This is a genomic window from Heyndrickxia sp. NPDC080065, assembly GCF_050281185.1.
Classification (GTDB): Bacteria; Bacillota; Bacilli; order Bacillales; family Bacillaceae_C; genus Heyndrickxia.
The window spans coordinates 185,629-199,345 of sequence record NZ_JBNNWS010000005.1 but is presented as its reverse complement, the minus strand read 5'-3'; the positions used below and the strand labels follow the sequence as shown (position 1 = coordinate 199,345).

Here is a 13,717-nt window from a genome sequence, read left to right as displayed (position 1 = left end):
TGGTTAGGAGGAAATGATTCATTTTAAAAAAGGGTGAAAAGCATGACGGTTGATTACAGCACATTGCCACATCATAAGATTTTATGCGTAGATATGAAAAGCTTTTATGCTAGCTGCTCAGCTGTAATGGAAGGATATGACCCGTTAGAGTGCTACTTGGCGGTCGTAGGGAATAAGGAGCAGCAAGGAAGTGTTGTTCTTGCGGCTTCTCCAAAGTTAAAAAAGGAATTTGGGATTAAAACAGGATCACGATTATTTGAAATCCCAAAGGATGATCGCATTGAGATTGTCGAGGCTAAAATGGCAACATATTTGCGCATTGCAACCGAAATTACCCGTTTGTTTAACCGATATGTACCAAAGGAAGCAATTCATGTGTACAGTGTCGATGAAAGCTTTATTAAAATAGATAAAGCAGATCACCTTTGGGGGGATGCCCATACCATCGCCGCTCAAATCAAGGATGAGCTTAATCGGGAGTTCCAGCTTCCATGTGCAATCGGCATTGGTCCTAATATGCTGATGGCTAAGCTATGCCTCGATCTTGAAGCAAAGAAGAAGGGAATTGCCGAATGGACATATGAAGATGTTCCCGGGAAGCTATGGCCGATTTCACCCCTAAGAGAAATGTGGGGAATTGGGAAACGTCTTGAGAAACGATTGAATCGTATGGGGATTTTTTCAGTTGGACAGCTCGCTCGGTATGATTTAGAAAAACTGGAATCAACCTTTGGAATTATGGGAAATCAGCTTTATTATCATGCCTGGGGTGTCGATCTATCTGAAATGGGTGCGCCCATTATGGAAGGGCAAGTCAGCTTTGGAAAAAGCCAAATTTTATTGCGTGATTACAAAGAAGAACATGAAATTAAACATGTCATATTAGAAATGTGTGAAGAAGTAGCGCGCCGAACTCGTTCCCATGGGAAGGCAGGAAGAACGATTAGTTTAGGTATTGGTTATAGTGATTCCGACTTTGGTGGGGGATTCTATCGTTCACACACGATTGATGAACCGACAAATGTGACGATGAAATTGTATCAGGTTTGTTTAAAGCTATTTCATATTCATTATACGGGAAAAAACGTTCGGCAAATTTCAATTGCTGTCTCCAATCTTGTAGACGATAACATCTTGCAGCTTAGTTTATTTGAACCAAATCGGGTGAAACAACATGAGCTAGGCTTTGTCGTGGATCTGATTCGCGACCGATATGGAGCGGGTGCACTGCTTAGAGCGATTTCCTATACAGAAGCAGGTACTGCAAGAAAACGCGCTGCATTAGTAGGCGGGCATAAAGCATAATCATCAAAATGGAGGGGATCAAGATGATCCGTGATCGCGGTAGAATTAAATGGAATTCATTAATGCTGCCGGAGCATGTGAAAATGCTTCGGGGTTGGGCAAAGGAAGATACCTATGAACAGAAGAAGCAACTAGATGAACAACAGCTTGAGCTTATGGATGAAATGGCGGCAGAGGCTATTGAGTATGGAAAAACGGTAACCGTTACTCATTACCACAACCATCATCATGAGCTTGTTTTGGGAGTTATTCAACACTACAACCCATTAGAGGGAAAGCTTCAAATGGTTGATCGATTTGAGGAGATTCATACGATTTTATTAAAAAATATTGTAGATATACGATTTATGGAAAACTAAGGCAAAATAAAATCCCGCATTTCACGAATAGTTTCTGTGACGCGGGATTTCACATTTAAACAGATTATTCTTCTTCCTTTACACGAACGACGGATTCAAAGTTTCCTTTATGTGATCCATCACAAAATGGTTTCTTATTGGAGAGGCCACAGCGACATAGTGAAAAAGATGGCTTTGTTTCGAAAACATTTCCTTCCGGATCGATTAGCTCGACATCGCCTGTAATTCGATAGGATCCATTATCATTTACTTTAATTTGTACTTTAGACATATAAACAATCATCCTTTCTAGAAATAAACAATAGCTACTATGATGGTATAGGGAATCGGAAAAAAATGCAATACATTCTATTGGAAAAGAATGCTATTTTAATTTTTACGGACTGTTTGAATAACCTATTAAATCAGTTTATATGCCTTAAAGTTATTCTCTTGAACAAGCCAATTTTGCGGAAACGGATTGCCAAGTACCCAGTAGCTGATTCCACGCAGGCCATAGTTATTAACGACATCAAATTTTGCTTGAACACTCCTAGCATCTTCAAACCATACTTCATGCTGCTGTCCTGTTTCATCCGTATATCGGAAAAACGGGGATTGGTATGTTTGATTGTATTCGATATTTGCACCATACTTACTTGCTAAAAGAACGGCTTGTTGTGGGCGTATAGTTTTTGCAAAGGTCCCTTCCTGCCACGGAATTTTCCAATCGCGTCCATATAGTGGAGCACCCATCAAAATTTTATAGTTCGGAATCACTGTAACAGCGTAGTCAAGCACCTTTTTAACTTCATTAATTGGAGCAATAGCCAATGGTTTTCCGCCAGCCCAGCCCCATTCATAAGTCATTAAGACAATAAAATCGACAATTTGACCTTGAGCCTCATAATCATGTGCTTCATATAGGATCCCTTTTTGATCAGAAGATATTTTAGGGGCAAGGGCAGTTGAAACAAAGTAACCATTAGGATGGAACTTTGTTACTACTTTTTCTAGGAAGGCATTGTAGTTTTCACGATCTTCTGGGTAAATATATTCAAAGTCAAAATTAATGCCTATATAACCTTTCGTACGCATTACTGTAAGGAGATTATTAATTAATATATCTTGAGTAGGGGCGTTGCGTAAAATACTTGCTGCAAGATCGGAATTAAAATCTTGATTGACAAAATTAGTAACGGTCATTAATGGAGTTATATGTTCTGTCTTAGCTGCATTCAAAACAGCTGATTCATTTAGTTCCGTTAGAGTCCCGTCTTCTTTTATTGAGTAGGTAAATGGGCACAAATAAGTTAAATATCTGCCTAGCTGATGAACCTCTTGAGCACCGCTTTCATTAAGTTTGGTTATATAAGCATTTACTTCTTTAAAAGGGAGGAGCTTTTCTGGTATTCGTAAAACCTGCCCAACATAAAGTGTAGATGGGTTTATAATGTAGTTCATGTCGGCAATCGCTGTAGTATTTACTCCATATCGCTGAGCAATAGACCATAGTGTTTCACCTGCATGAACCGTATGATATTGAATAGGAATTGTTATTACCTGCCCTACATTTATGGAAGAAGGATCAGATATTTGGTTTGCTCCAGCAATGGCTTGAACAGATGTTCCAAAAGATTTTGCAATTGCCCAAAGATTGTCTCCTGGTTGAATGATGTACTCACGACCAGGAGATGGAATGACGAGTGCTTGACCAACGACTAGCACATTGGGATCGGATAATTGATTGGCAGCTATAATTTGCTTGATATTTACTCCATAACGCTGTGAAATAGATCGAAGTTGATCTCCTTTTCGTACAACATATATATTCATTTGTATCTCTCCCTAACTCTTTTCCTACTAGATACTATATTCATAGACTCCTGCGGATGTTTTATAGAAAGGGAAATTTTATACTTTAAAAAGAGTCCTGCTTATACATCTTGATATTCCTTATCTACATATTTCATAAGAAAATCATCAACGATTTTTTCGTACTCCTCACGATTCTCATTAAAGGATTGGGCATGGAACCCCTTGGTCGCCATATATAGCATTTTATCTCCTTTTTTCTTGTCGAATAATTTCTTTGTCATCTCAGGCAGGATATAATCATCCTTTTCGCTATGTACAAATAAAATCGGTTTTTGAATGTTTTCAATGACATGAATAGGAGAGACGCTTCTTAATGAATAACGATTACGAATTCGAACAAAAATGTCAGCCAATGGAAGAAACCATTTGCCAGGCAGTTTGATTTCCCTTGAAAATTGATAAGTTAACAGTTCACGGAAATCTGAAAAAGGGCAGTCAACGATATAAAAGTTAGCTCGATCCTCCAGTATTCCCGCGTATAAAAGTGTTGTTGCAGCTCCCATCGATTCTCCGTGGATACCAAAAAAGACGTCTTCACCTTCAAGGGAGAGCAGGTGATTAACAACAGCCTTTAAATCATGCTTTTCATAATGACCGTAACTCGTGGTTTTTCCACCTGATTCTCCATGTCTACGGTGATCATAAATAATCGCATTAAAGCCTCTTTCTAAAAAAATATTCATATATTTAATGGAATTTATTTTATTTTCGGTAACTCCGTGACAAAAGATCATATATTTCTTAACTTCGGGAAATGGACGAACAAATAAGGCTTTGATTTGATAACCAAAAGGGGAAGGAATCCAAATTTCTTCTTTAGGTAATGCGTCAAACGAAATGGGATCAAGTCGTTTTGCACTTACTTCACGATCGTAAACATATTGTTCGTCTTTCTTTCTAATATACATAATTCGCTGTGAGATGTATAAGCCTAATCCAGTAGCAGCAAATAGGGCTGCACTGCCAAGGATGGAAAGTCTTTTTTTCAATTTGACCGCCTCCGTTACTTTCGTTTTTCATTATTTTACCATATACCTAAATAAAAGGGAGTTTTTGCATAGATTGTTGCTTTTCGGATATATTCTAATTTTATATTAATTTTGAAGACGTGCTCTTTTCCCTTATATTAAGTCTTCTATTCAAATTAAACCATCAATTAGAAACGTAAAAATCCAAATACCGATTTTTACTAACAGTTAATAGCAACAGGTTTTCGAAAAGAGCTCTATAAAAAAAGAAACTGACTTTTGTGTCAGTTTCATTAAGTATAAAACAATTATTGTTCAGAATTCTGCCGCTTTGTTGGATGAATCGCTTTGTTTAATTCTTCAGCAGCTATTACATTTCTCGTAGTATCGGCCGTAGGTTTTCCTTTTTGGCTATAGCCTTTTTCACGCTGTTTAGTCATTTTAGATGATCCTCCTTTTAACCATAAAATGAGCAAAACGATAGGAAATTATACTTTTTTCTTAGATAGCTGGTAAAAACCGCTTTCTATTTTTCGAGATAGGACTGGTGAAACGATATCTATGGCCTCTACGAGCTTATCCAAATCAATTCCTGTGTTGATTCCCATTCTTTCTAACATATATACGACATCTTCCGTAGCAACATTTCCCGTTGCACCCGGAGCAAAAGGACAGCCGCCAAGTCCGCCAGCAGAGGTATCAAAACGATTGACACCCGCTTGAAGGGCAGCATAAATATTTGCGAGCGCCATTTTTCTTGTATCATGAAAGTGAGCGTTCAATAGAACATTTGGAAGCTGTTCTTTTAATGCTGAAAACAGCGAAAAAGATTCTAAAGGATTAGCCATTCCAATCGTATCGGCAACACTGAGCTCATCAACGCCAGCAGTAACGAATTCATTACATAATGATATTGTGTCACTTTCAGAAATTTTTCCTTCGAAGGGACAATAAAAGGCAGTAGAAATACAAGCTCGGACAAATATATTTTTTTTCTTCAATTCAGCGATTACCGGTTTTAATTCTTCAAGACTTTCTCTTGTGCTTTTATTAATATTTCTTTTATTAAAGCTATTGCTGACACCGACAAAAACGGCAATTGCTTGGCAGCCAGTTTCAAGGGCACGATCCACTCCTTTTCGATTAGGAGCTAACACAATTTTTCGCAAGATGTCAGGATTTGATTTGACAATTTCAGTAGCATCTTGCATTTGTGGAACCCATTTAGGTGAAACAAATGATGTTAATTCCATTTCTTCTATACCAGCAGAGGATAATTTTTTGATAAATTGTAACTTAACTTCTGTAGGTACAAAGTTCTTTTCGTTTTGCAATCCATCACGTGGACCAACCTCAATAATTGTAACTTCCTTTGGCAATGACAACATATTTTCTCCCTCCCTCTCCATTGTAGAAAGAAATCAGATGGAATTGCAAGAATAATATGAATGTATAGTTAATAGAAAGGGGCAAAAAAATCAAGAGTGTCTCATAAGTGCTAAGCACATATCGGACACTCTCGATTAGAAATTATGATTTTAAATTCAAAAGCTTTTGCTTTAATTCGTTTTCCATTGTCATTAGTTCTTGCTCTGCTTGATAGCGTTTTGCCCGTCCTTCTTGCTGAATACGAAGTGTTTCTTCTAAGGTGGAAACAAGATTTTCTTGTGTTTTCTTTAATGTTTCAATATCAACAAGTCCACGTTCGTTCTCTCTCGCTGTTTCAAGCGTATTTTGTTTTAGCATTTCGGCATTTTTAAGGAGCAGATCATTCGTTGTTTTCGAAACTTGCTTTTGTGCTTCGACGGCACTGCGTTGACGAATCAAGGTTAATGCAATGGCTATTTGATTTTTCCATAATGGAATAGCAGTCATGATGGATGACTGGATTTTTTCAGCAAGTGCCTGGTTTGTATTTTGAATTAAACGAATTTGTGGTGCACTTTGAATGGTTATCTGTCTGCTTAATTTCAAATCGTGAAGTCTTTTTTCCAAACGATCTGCAAATTGAATCATATCGTTAACATCTTGAACAGCCATTTGATCACTGGCAGCAGCCGCTTTATTTTTTAATTCCGGAATCGTTTTTGTCTGTAGTTCCTCAAGCTTCAATTCACCAGCCGCAATGTAAATATTTAATGCATGAAAATAGTCTTTATTTTTATCATATAATTGCTCTAACATTTGAATATCGCCAAGCAAAGTTTTTTTCGAATGATCCAGCTTCACGCTTATACGGTCAATTTGTGCACTTGTTTTTTGATATTTTGAAAGAACCTCTTGAATGGAATTGGAAATTTTTCCGAACATACGAGAAAAAAGTCCTTTCTTCTCAGGTGTTAATTCATCAGGATTGACTTCGTGCAATTTTTTCATTAAATCGTTAATAATGTTACCTACTTCACCAATATCCTTCTTTTGCACATGATCGAGCATGGAATGGGAAAAACTCAATAACTTCGATTGTGCCTGCGTTCCATATAAAATAATGGATTGATGATTTTTAGGGTCGATTTGCTCAGCTAATTGTACTGCCTTTTGTCGGTTTTCCTCCGGTATAACATCAATTAAGCGTGTTGGTTTTTCTGTTTGAGTTTGTACGGGGGAATCATTTATGATGAGCTCTTTATCTCCAAATGGATTAGAGAGCAAGTCATCCATTGCGTTACTTGTATCTTCTTGCCATAATGTTTCTTTTGCTTCACTCATTTAATAGATCTCCTTTCATCATCTTTCTTAAGCGGGTTTTTCAATGTTTTTAGTGAATGTTTAGCTACATCTAATTCAAATTCAAGATGATCAATATCACTCGAAAGCACTTCATATAAATCTTTCTCGATTGATATCTTTAAATCCTTTAAAGTATCACGAGTTTCATTTAAGGAATAATATAATTTATCATTTTTAGCGGGCTGTGCAGCTAAAAATGAATATTTTTCTGATAGCTCAACGATGGAATCTAAATGATAGAAATAGAACTGCTCTGCTTTATAAAACCGCCCTGGTTCTTTTTTCGTAATCGCTTGGATTCTTTTCGTAAGGCGGATAATTTCAAACATTTGTTTAAAAGCACCGATACTCCGAATACTGAAGAATACTTTTTGCAGTCGTTTAATTTTCTTTTGTGCTTCATTTAAATTTTTCATAATATAAGCATATTCTTTCCGTGTTAGACGGTGTTTTTTCAAATATACGTGGCTTGTATACCATTTGATTGCTGTATAGACAATACCACCACCACCTATTGCAATAAGTGAAGATAGCCAATAGGTTTGGGAGAAAACAAAAAAGCTAACTAGCCATGTCGCAACCGCAGTAGGTAAGGCGATAAAAAAACGTAGCATAAACGCTAAGAATGGATGCATTACAATCGACTCCTGTCTAAAGAACTATTACATTATTATTACATACGATTAATCTAAAAAAAAGTTTCGCTGCATACCATTATATAGGAGTATTATAATGAAATAAATACATCTTGAGGAGTAGAGAATGATACTTCTCTGGAATCATAAGAAAGCGTAAGATCCTTGATCATAATCGGGAAAAAATGTTCTTCTAACAAGGAAGATTATTGACCTCCAGGGACTAGTCACTGGAGAAAGACATGTTAATACTCTTTTAAAAGAAAAATTGTAAACATTAGAGGAGAATTATACTTTATGTCGAAAAAATACTAATGATGTAAAATGTACTGAAAATAGACAGTAACCACAGCTAACAGTGGACAAGGAGGAGAAATAATGGAAAGACATGAGGTTGTCATTGTAAGTGCAGTGCGAACTGCTATTGGGAGCTTTAATGGAGCGTTAAAAAATACCCCAGCAACAGAGCTTGGGGCGATAGTGATTAGAAAGGCATTAGAGCAAGCGGGTGTAAAGGCAGAACAAGTTGACGAAATCATTATGGGAAATGTACTTCAAGCAGGGCTGGGACAGAATCCAGCACGACAAGCCGCAATAAACGCGGGTGTTCCTGAAAGCGTTTCCTCAATGACTATTAATAAAGTATGTGGGTCCGGATTGAAAGCGGTTCATTTAGCTACTCAAGCTATTTTAGCAGGCGATGCTGATATCATTGTAGCCGGTGGAATGGAAAATATGAGCAGAGCTCCATATCTATTAAATAATGCAAGAGAAGGCTTTAAGATGGGAGATCAAAATCTTGTTGACAGCATGATTCGAGATGGACTATGGTGCGCTTTTAATGATTATCATATGGGAATTACAGCGGAAAATCTTTGTGAACGATATCAAATAAGCAGAGAGGAACAGGATGAGTTTTCTGCACAGAGTCAGGCAAAAGCAGTAAAAGCAATTGAGGAAGGAAAATTTAAAGATGAAATCGTTCCAGTAGAAATTCCACAACGAAAAGGAAATCCAATTGTCTTTGATACAGATGAATATCCAAAAAGTGGTACGACTGCAGAAAAGTTAGCAGGCTTGAGACCGGCATTTAAAAAGGATGGCTCTGTTACTGCAGGGAATGCATCCGGTATCAATGATGGAGCGGCAGTGGTTGTTGTTATGTCTAGAAAAAAATGCGATGAACTAGGCATTACACCGCTGGTTACGATAAAAGCTAATGCAAGCGCAGGAGTCGATCCAAGTGTAATGGGGATTGGACCTGTGTCCGCAGTTAAAAAAGTGTTAGAAAAAGCCCAAGTTTCATTAGAGGATATCGATTTAATCGAAGCAAACGAAGCCTTTGCTGCACAATCACTTGCTGTTGATCGTGAACTTCAATTTAATAAGGAGATTTTAAATGTAAATGGTGGGGCGATTGCTCTTGGCCATCCAATTGGGGCAAGTGGTGCAAGAATTCTGGTTACTTTAATTCATGAAATGAAAAAAAGGCAAGTCAAAAATGGTTTAGCTACCCTATGTATTGGTGGGGGTCAAGGTGTTGCAACAATTGTTGAATTAGCATAAAGAAGTGGAAGCGCCTTGGGCAGTCTCAGACAAAAATTTGCTAGTTTGATCCTGAGGGGCTGGCTGCTTACGTAAAACAAGTTCAAGTTTTGGGGGGAGATTAAAAAATGAAACAAATTTACACATCGTTTCATGAAGCAGTTTCTGATATTCATGACGGTGCTACGCTTATGGTCGGTGGATTCGGTCTTTGTGGAATTCCAGAAAACATAATCCAGGCATTAGTGGATAAAGGAGTTAAAGATTTAACTGTTATCTCTAATAACTGTGGGATTGATGATTGGGGACTTGGTCCGCTTTTACAGCATAAACAAATTAAGAAAATGATTGGATCGTATGTAGGAGAAAATAAAGAATTCGAACGACAAGTTCTCGCTGGAGAATTAGAGGTAGAACTAACTCCACAAGGAACACTAGCAGAAAAAATCCGTGCTGGCGGTGCAGGAATTCCTGCTTTCTATACACCAGCAGGAGTAGGGACACCGATTGCAGAGGGAAAAGAAACACGTGAGTTTAACGGCAAAGAATATGTATTAGAAGAAGCCTTAACTGCTGATTTCAGTTTGATTCGTGCTTGGAAAGGCGATAAAATGGGAAATCTTATTTTCAATAAAACAGCACGTAATTTTAACCCGATGATTGCAGCTGCTGGGAAAATAACGATTGCTGAAGTAGAAGAACTCTATGAAATTGGTGAACTAGATGCAAATTTCATCCATACACCAAGCATCTATGTTCAGAGGATTATTCAAGGAGACCAAGAAAAAAGAATTGAAAGACGAACGATTTCGAAATAATAGATAGAAAGGAGAATATGAAATGGCAGAGAATAGGTTTGCGGTACGGGAGAAAATTGCCCGAAGAGCAGAAAAGGAAATCGAAGATGGATTTTACGTTAATCTTGGGATCGGTATGCCTACCTTAGTGGCCAACTATATATCCGATAATAAGCAAGTCGTCTTGCAATCTGAAAATGGCCTGCTAGGAATCGGTCCGTATCCAACAGAAGATAATATTGATGCTGATTTAATTAACGCTGGTAAAGAAACCGTAACAGCAATTCCAGGGGCATCTTATTTTGATAGTGCTGAATCATTTGCGATGATTCGTGGCGGCCATATCAATGTGGCTATTCTAGGAGGAATGGAAGTTTCGGAAAAAGGGGATCTAGCTAACTGGATGATTCCGGGTAAAATGATTAAAGGGATGGGTGGTGCCATGGACCTTGTCCATGGTGCGCAAAAAATTATCGTTATTATGGATCATGTAAATAAGAATGGTGAAGCAAAAATATTAAAACAGTGCAGTTTACCTTTGACAGGTAAAGGTGTAGTTAACCGGATTATTACTGAAAGAGCAGTTATTGATGTAAACGAACAAGGACTTGTTTTAAAAGAAGTGGCGATTGGATATTCAGTTGAAGAAATTCTTGCGTCTACCGAGCCAGAATTACTAGTTCCAGAAGATGTGAAACTAGAAGCTTATTAATTTATATAGTAAAATTAAAGGGGAATTAGTGATATATATTAGCTGATTTCCCTTTCTTTACTTTTATTAGAAGGAGCAACTCTCAATGAATAAATCTAAAAAACAACAGAAAAAGAATAAACCATCAGATGAAAGATTAACTTTACAAGATACATTAAATCAAGATATCCTCATAAAATTAAAAAAAGCACAACAAGAATTGCAACATGAGGAAGAGAATAAAAAACTATTAGAAGAAGAAAGAAAAAAAGAAGAAAGAAGAAAACGGGAAAAAAATAAATCATTTGAAGAATTATTTAATGAAAGCTCCATGGATTGGAAGAAATTTAAATAATGCAGGGTGTAAAAAAAGGTGTAAAGTATTTTAAATGCTTTAACACCTTTTTTTAATTAATCATTTCCAGGCGCTATGAATTTTAAGAAAGTTAGAAAAATAGAGAAAAAATGAGATAAAGAACGAAAAATGTTCTTTATAATGAAATTATCCCTATTTTTGTGATTTTTCAAAATAAACTATTTGTCCTATACTCAAATTATGGATTCTTTAAAACGAACAGAAGCGGAGTGCTTTATTAGTAGATTTCCTTTTTTTGTAACGTCTTGCTTGCAGAAACCAGAGATAAATTATATGTACAATTCATTTGTAGAAAGAGGAATATAAAACGAATAAAATTTGAATTGTACGTTCTCTAAAAAGAATAAACAAAATGATATATGTGTTGGGGGGATAAAAATTAGAAATTCACGTCTTCGTCCATTTAAGAATAAAAATAAAAGGTTACTTTTAATAGCTCAAATCGTTGCTATATGGTACATAGTAATTATTGCAGGATCTTACTTAACTTCAAATACTGGAGCATATTTAAATGATTCTGATAAAGTCACAGGAAAGATAACAGTTGGAACTTGGGAAAAAGATGATAAAGAAGGGATAGAGGAGGACCAGTCTCTTAGAGAAAATAATGAAGAACAATCATCATACGAAAAGGATGACGCTCCAAAAGAAGATAAGAAAGAAGAAGTAACTACAGAACCTGAAAAGGAACAACTTGATCAACCAAATAATAACTCAATTGAAGAAGGTAAAGAGATTTCAAACGAGGATACAAATGAAAAACAAAATTCAAGTGACTCTTCATCAGATGTAAAAGATGACAAGCCTACCACTGAACCAAATGATGATGGGGATACAAATTCCAAAAAGGATGGTGATTAATAATGAAGGGTAAATTAATCAAAAAGTGGATCAGTTCAATCATAACAACCGTATTATTTCTTGCACTAGTACTCATGTTTTTCGTTATTATTTCATCGAAAGTGTCAGGAGGGGAAGCACAGTTTCTTGGCTATCAGTTGAAAACTGTATTATCCGGTTCAATGGAGCCTGGGATTAAGACTGGATCGATTATTGCGGTAAGGCTTGCAGAAGATAAGACTCAATTTAAAAAAGGGGACATCATCACCTTTAAAGCGGATGAAAAAAGACTTGTAACGCATAGAATTATTGAGGTAAGTAAGGATGGCAAGGATGTCATTTATAGAACAAAAGGGGATAATAATAAAACGGCAGATATGAAGCCAGTTCAGTCGCAAAATGTGTTAGCGAAATATACTGGTATGACTATTCCGTATGTTGGATATTTTTTTAATTTTTCACAGTCTAAAAATGGCAGTGTTTTACTATTAATCTTACCAGGATTATTGCTGCTTGGTTATTCAGTCTTCACCATATGGAGAACCATATCGCAAATTGATGAAAAGAAAACTCCTCCAGAAAACATAGAAAAATCGGTATAATAAAAAAGAAGGGGAACCCTTTATAAGCAGAATTTATTTAAGCATAAAAGAGGTATTTTAGATGAAGCAATTATTAACTATTATGATAACCGTTATCTTAATCATCAGTGCATATACCCAAAAAGAAACAATGCTTCACCTAATCGAATCTGGGGAAAGTACAGCCATTATTATAAGTCTACTATTTGTTGCATTGTTAGTTTTCTTTCCAATTATACCATTCGCAGTAGTTGCTGGTTTGATTGGCTCCGTATTCGGAGTTTGGATGGGGAGCCTGATTTCATTGTGTGGAAGTTTAATTGGTACAATGCTCATGTTTTTCATGGCTCGCTATGGATTTCAACGTTGGGTCCAAACAATGCTTAAGAAATATCCTAAAACTAAAGAGTACGAAAGTATTTTTGAAAAAAATGCATTTCTAGGGATTTTGCTTGTTCGTTTAGCTCCCGTCATTCCGGCTCCCATACTTAATGTTTTATGTGGAGTCAGTATGGTTAGATGGTATATATTCTTTATTGCTACAATTGTAGGTAAAATTCCGGGAGTAATGATTTTCACATTTGCAGGTAGTTTATTTGAGGATAATAAACTCCTTTCTTTTTCTATTTATGGAGCCTATATCCTAATCATTACAATATTGATCACCATTCGCTTAAAAAAGAAAAACATCCAAATGTGAAATGGGGGAACTAAGAATTGACTTTTGCCTTTCACCTTTTGGCATTATTAAACGTTTTTGATGCTTTTATTTCATTCATTGGATTAAGAAGCGGATGGATAGAAGAAGCAAATCCACTAATGAGATATTTTTATAATATCCACCCAATATTATTTTTAGGAATAAAAATATCTTTTTCCCTCTTTAATATATATACTTATCTATACTCGAAAAATTCAAAGTAGAAAAATGATAAAGCAGACTACATTAATAGCAATATGGATCTATTTATTAGTTTTTCTATTACATATACATTGGATTCTAGCAATATAAATGAAAAAGCGTCTTTGATGA

17 protein-coding genes are annotated in these 13,717 nt (G+C 36.2%); 10 read left to right on the top strand and 7 right to left on the bottom strand.

Going from position 1 to position 13,717, the window contains the following annotated elements; genetic code table 11:
- The first annotated feature begins 42 nt into the window (after positions 1 to 42).
- A complete protein-coding gene (locus tag ACQKP0_RS07655) occupies positions 43 to 1,305 on the top strand; it encodes a DNA polymerase thumb domain-containing protein (protein ID WP_427405232.1) in 1,263 nt (420 codons plus the stop codon).
- 23 nt (positions 1,306 to 1,328) lie between these two features.
- Positions 1,329 to 1,664, top strand: a complete 336-nt coding sequence (locus tag ACQKP0_RS07650; protein ID WP_427405231.1) for a YolD-like family protein — start codon at positions 1,329 to 1,331, stop codon at positions 1,662 to 1,664.
- A gap of 64 nt (positions 1,665 to 1,728) precedes the next feature.
- On the opposite strand, the gene ACQKP0_RS07645 is transcribed toward ACQKP0_RS07650, so the two are convergent.
- From ACQKP0_RS07645 to ACQKP0_RS07615, 7 genes are all read right to left on the bottom strand, one after another.
- Positions 1,729 to 1,935 carry a CDGSH iron-sulfur domain-containing protein gene (locus ACQKP0_RS07645; RefSeq protein WP_427405230.1) on the bottom strand — a complete coding sequence of 69 codons (207 nt, stop codon included), beginning with the start codon at positions 1,933 to 1,935 and terminating at the stop codon, positions 1,729 to 1,731.
- Between the two features lie 128 nt (positions 1,936 to 2,063).
- Positions 2,064 to 3,479, bottom strand: a complete 1,416-nt coding sequence (locus ACQKP0_RS07640) for a LysM peptidoglycan-binding domain-containing protein (protein ID WP_427405229.1) — start codon at positions 3,477 to 3,479, stop codon at positions 2,064 to 2,066.
- A gap of 101 nt (positions 3,480 to 3,580) precedes the next feature.
- Positions 3,581 to 4,510: an alpha/beta hydrolase gene (locus ACQKP0_RS07635; protein WP_427405228.1), complete on the bottom strand. Its 930-nt coding sequence runs from the start codon at positions 4,508 to 4,510 to the stop codon at positions 3,581 to 3,583.
- Between the two features lie 287 nt (positions 4,511 to 4,797).
- Positions 4,798 to 4,929 carry a hypothetical protein gene (locus ACQKP0_RS07630; protein ID WP_427405227.1) on the bottom strand — a complete coding sequence of 44 codons (132 nt, stop codon included), beginning with the start codon at positions 4,927 to 4,929 and terminating at the stop codon, positions 4,798 to 4,800.
- Positions 4,930 to 4,977: 48 nt separating this feature from the next.
- A complete protein-coding gene (locus tag ACQKP0_RS07625) occupies positions 4,978 to 5,877 on the bottom strand; it encodes a hydroxymethylglutaryl-CoA lyase (protein WP_427405226.1) in 900 nt (299 codons plus the stop codon).
- 142 nt (positions 5,878 to 6,019) lie between these two features.
- A complete protein-coding gene (locus ACQKP0_RS07620) occupies positions 6,020 to 7,198 on the bottom strand; it encodes a toxic anion resistance protein (RefSeq protein ID WP_427405225.1) in 1,179 nt (392 codons plus the stop codon).
- Positions 7,195 to 7,854 (bottom strand): 5-bromo-4-chloroindolyl phosphate hydrolysis family protein, encoded by a 660-nt coding sequence (locus ACQKP0_RS07615; RefSeq protein WP_427405224.1) that lies wholly within the window; start codon positions 7,852 to 7,854, stop codon positions 7,195 to 7,197. Before ACQKP0_RS07615 ends, ACQKP0_RS07620 begins: the two co-directional genes overlap by 4 nt.
- A 378-nt stretch (positions 7,855 to 8,232) precedes the next feature.
- Between ACQKP0_RS07615 and ACQKP0_RS07610 the strand changes: the two genes are divergently transcribed.
- From ACQKP0_RS07610 to ACQKP0_RS07575, 8 genes are all read left to right on the top strand, one after another.
- Entirely contained in the window at positions 8,233 to 9,420 is a 1,188-nt protein-coding gene (locus ACQKP0_RS07610) for an acetyl-CoA C-acetyltransferase (protein WP_427405223.1), read from the top strand.
- 107 nt (positions 9,421 to 9,527) lie between these two features.
- Complete coding sequence (locus ACQKP0_RS07605) at positions 9,528 to 10,217, top strand: CoA transferase subunit A (RefSeq protein WP_427405222.1); 690 nt, start codon at positions 9,528 to 9,530, stop codon at positions 10,215 to 10,217.
- A gap of 22 nt (positions 10,218 to 10,239) precedes the next feature.
- Positions 10,240 to 10,908 (top strand): CoA transferase subunit B, encoded by a 669-nt coding sequence (locus ACQKP0_RS07600; protein WP_427405221.1) that lies wholly within the window; start codon positions 10,240 to 10,242, stop codon positions 10,906 to 10,908.
- 85 nt (positions 10,909 to 10,993) lie between these two features.
- Positions 10,994 to 11,242, top strand: a complete 249-nt coding sequence (locus tag ACQKP0_RS07595) for a YqkE family protein (protein ID WP_427405220.1) — start codon at positions 10,994 to 10,996, stop codon at positions 11,240 to 11,242.
- A gap of 339 nt (positions 11,243 to 11,581) precedes the next feature.
- Entirely contained in the window at positions 11,582 to 12,124 is a 543-nt protein-coding gene (locus tag ACQKP0_RS07590) for a SipW-dependent-type signal peptide-containing protein (protein WP_427405219.1), read from the top strand.
- Between the two features lie 2 nt (positions 12,125 to 12,126).
- Entirely contained in the window at positions 12,127 to 12,705 is a 579-nt protein-coding gene (gene sipW / locus ACQKP0_RS07585) for a signal peptidase I SipW (protein WP_427405218.1), read from the top strand.
- Positions 12,706 to 12,766: 61 nt separating this feature from the next.
- Positions 12,767 to 13,384, top strand: coding sequence for a TVP38/TMEM64 family protein (locus tag ACQKP0_RS07580; protein ID WP_427405217.1), 618 nt, complete (start codon positions 12,767 to 12,769; stop codon positions 13,382 to 13,384).
- A 17-nt stretch (positions 13,385 to 13,401) separates the two neighbouring features.
- The gene (locus tag ACQKP0_RS07575) at positions 13,402 to 13,608 is read left to right on the top strand and encodes a DUF5658 family protein (protein ID WP_427405216.1); all 207 of its coding nucleotides are present in this window, start codon (positions 13,402 to 13,404) and stop codon (positions 13,606 to 13,608) included.
- Positions 13,609 to 13,717: the final 109 nt, after the last annotated feature.

Excerpts from the sequence above, each read along its gene's own strand:
- ACQKP0_RS07605 (WP_427405222.1), top strand. The coding sequence starts at position 9,528 with ATGAAACAAATTTACACATCGTTTCATGAAGCAGTTTCTGATATTCAT.
- ACQKP0_RS07615 (WP_427405224.1), bottom strand. The coding sequence starts at position 7,854 with ATGCATCCATTCTTAGCGTTTATGCTACGTTTTTTTATCGCCTTACCT.
- ACQKP0_RS07625 (WP_427405226.1), bottom strand. The coding sequence starts at position 5,877 with ATGTTGTCATTGCCAAAGGAAGTTACAATTATTGAGGTTGGTCCACGT.
- ACQKP0_RS07620 (WP_427405225.1), bottom strand. The coding sequence starts at position 7,198 with ATGAGTGAAGCAAAAGAAACATTATGGCAAGAAGATACAAGTAACGCA.
- ACQKP0_RS07600 (WP_427405221.1), top strand. The coding sequence starts at position 10,240 with ATGGCAGAGAATAGGTTTGCGGTACGGGAGAAAATTGCCCGAAGAGCA.
- ACQKP0_RS07580 (WP_427405217.1), top strand. The coding sequence starts at position 12,767 with ATGAAGCAATTATTAACTATTATGATAACCGTTATCTTAATCATCAGT.
- ACQKP0_RS07630 (WP_427405227.1), bottom strand. The coding sequence starts at position 4,929 with ATGACTAAACAGCGTGAAAAAGGCTATAGCCAAAAAGGAAAACCTACG.
- ACQKP0_RS07610 (WP_427405223.1), top strand. The coding sequence starts at position 8,233 with ATGGAAAGACATGAGGTTGTCATTGTAAGTGCAGTGCGAACTGCTATT.
- ACQKP0_RS07650 (WP_427405231.1), top strand. The coding sequence starts at position 1,329 with ATGATCCGTGATCGCGGTAGAATTAAATGGAATTCATTAATGCTGCCG.
- ACQKP0_RS07645 (WP_427405230.1), bottom strand. The coding sequence starts at position 1,935 with ATGTCTAAAGTACAAATTAAAGTAAATGATAATGGATCCTATCGAATT.
- ACQKP0_RS07655 (WP_427405232.1), top strand. The coding sequence starts at position 43 with ATGACGGTTGATTACAGCACATTGCCACATCATAAGATTTTATGCGTA.
- sipW (WP_427405218.1), top strand. The coding sequence starts at position 12,127 with ATGAAGGGTAAATTAATCAAAAAGTGGATCAGTTCAATCATAACAACC.
- ACQKP0_RS07595 (WP_427405220.1), top strand. The coding sequence starts at position 10,994 with ATGAATAAATCTAAAAAACAACAGAAAAAGAATAAACCATCAGATGAA.
- ACQKP0_RS07640 (WP_427405229.1), bottom strand. The coding sequence starts at position 3,479 with ATGAATATATATGTTGTACGAAAAGGAGATCAACTTCGATCTATTTCA.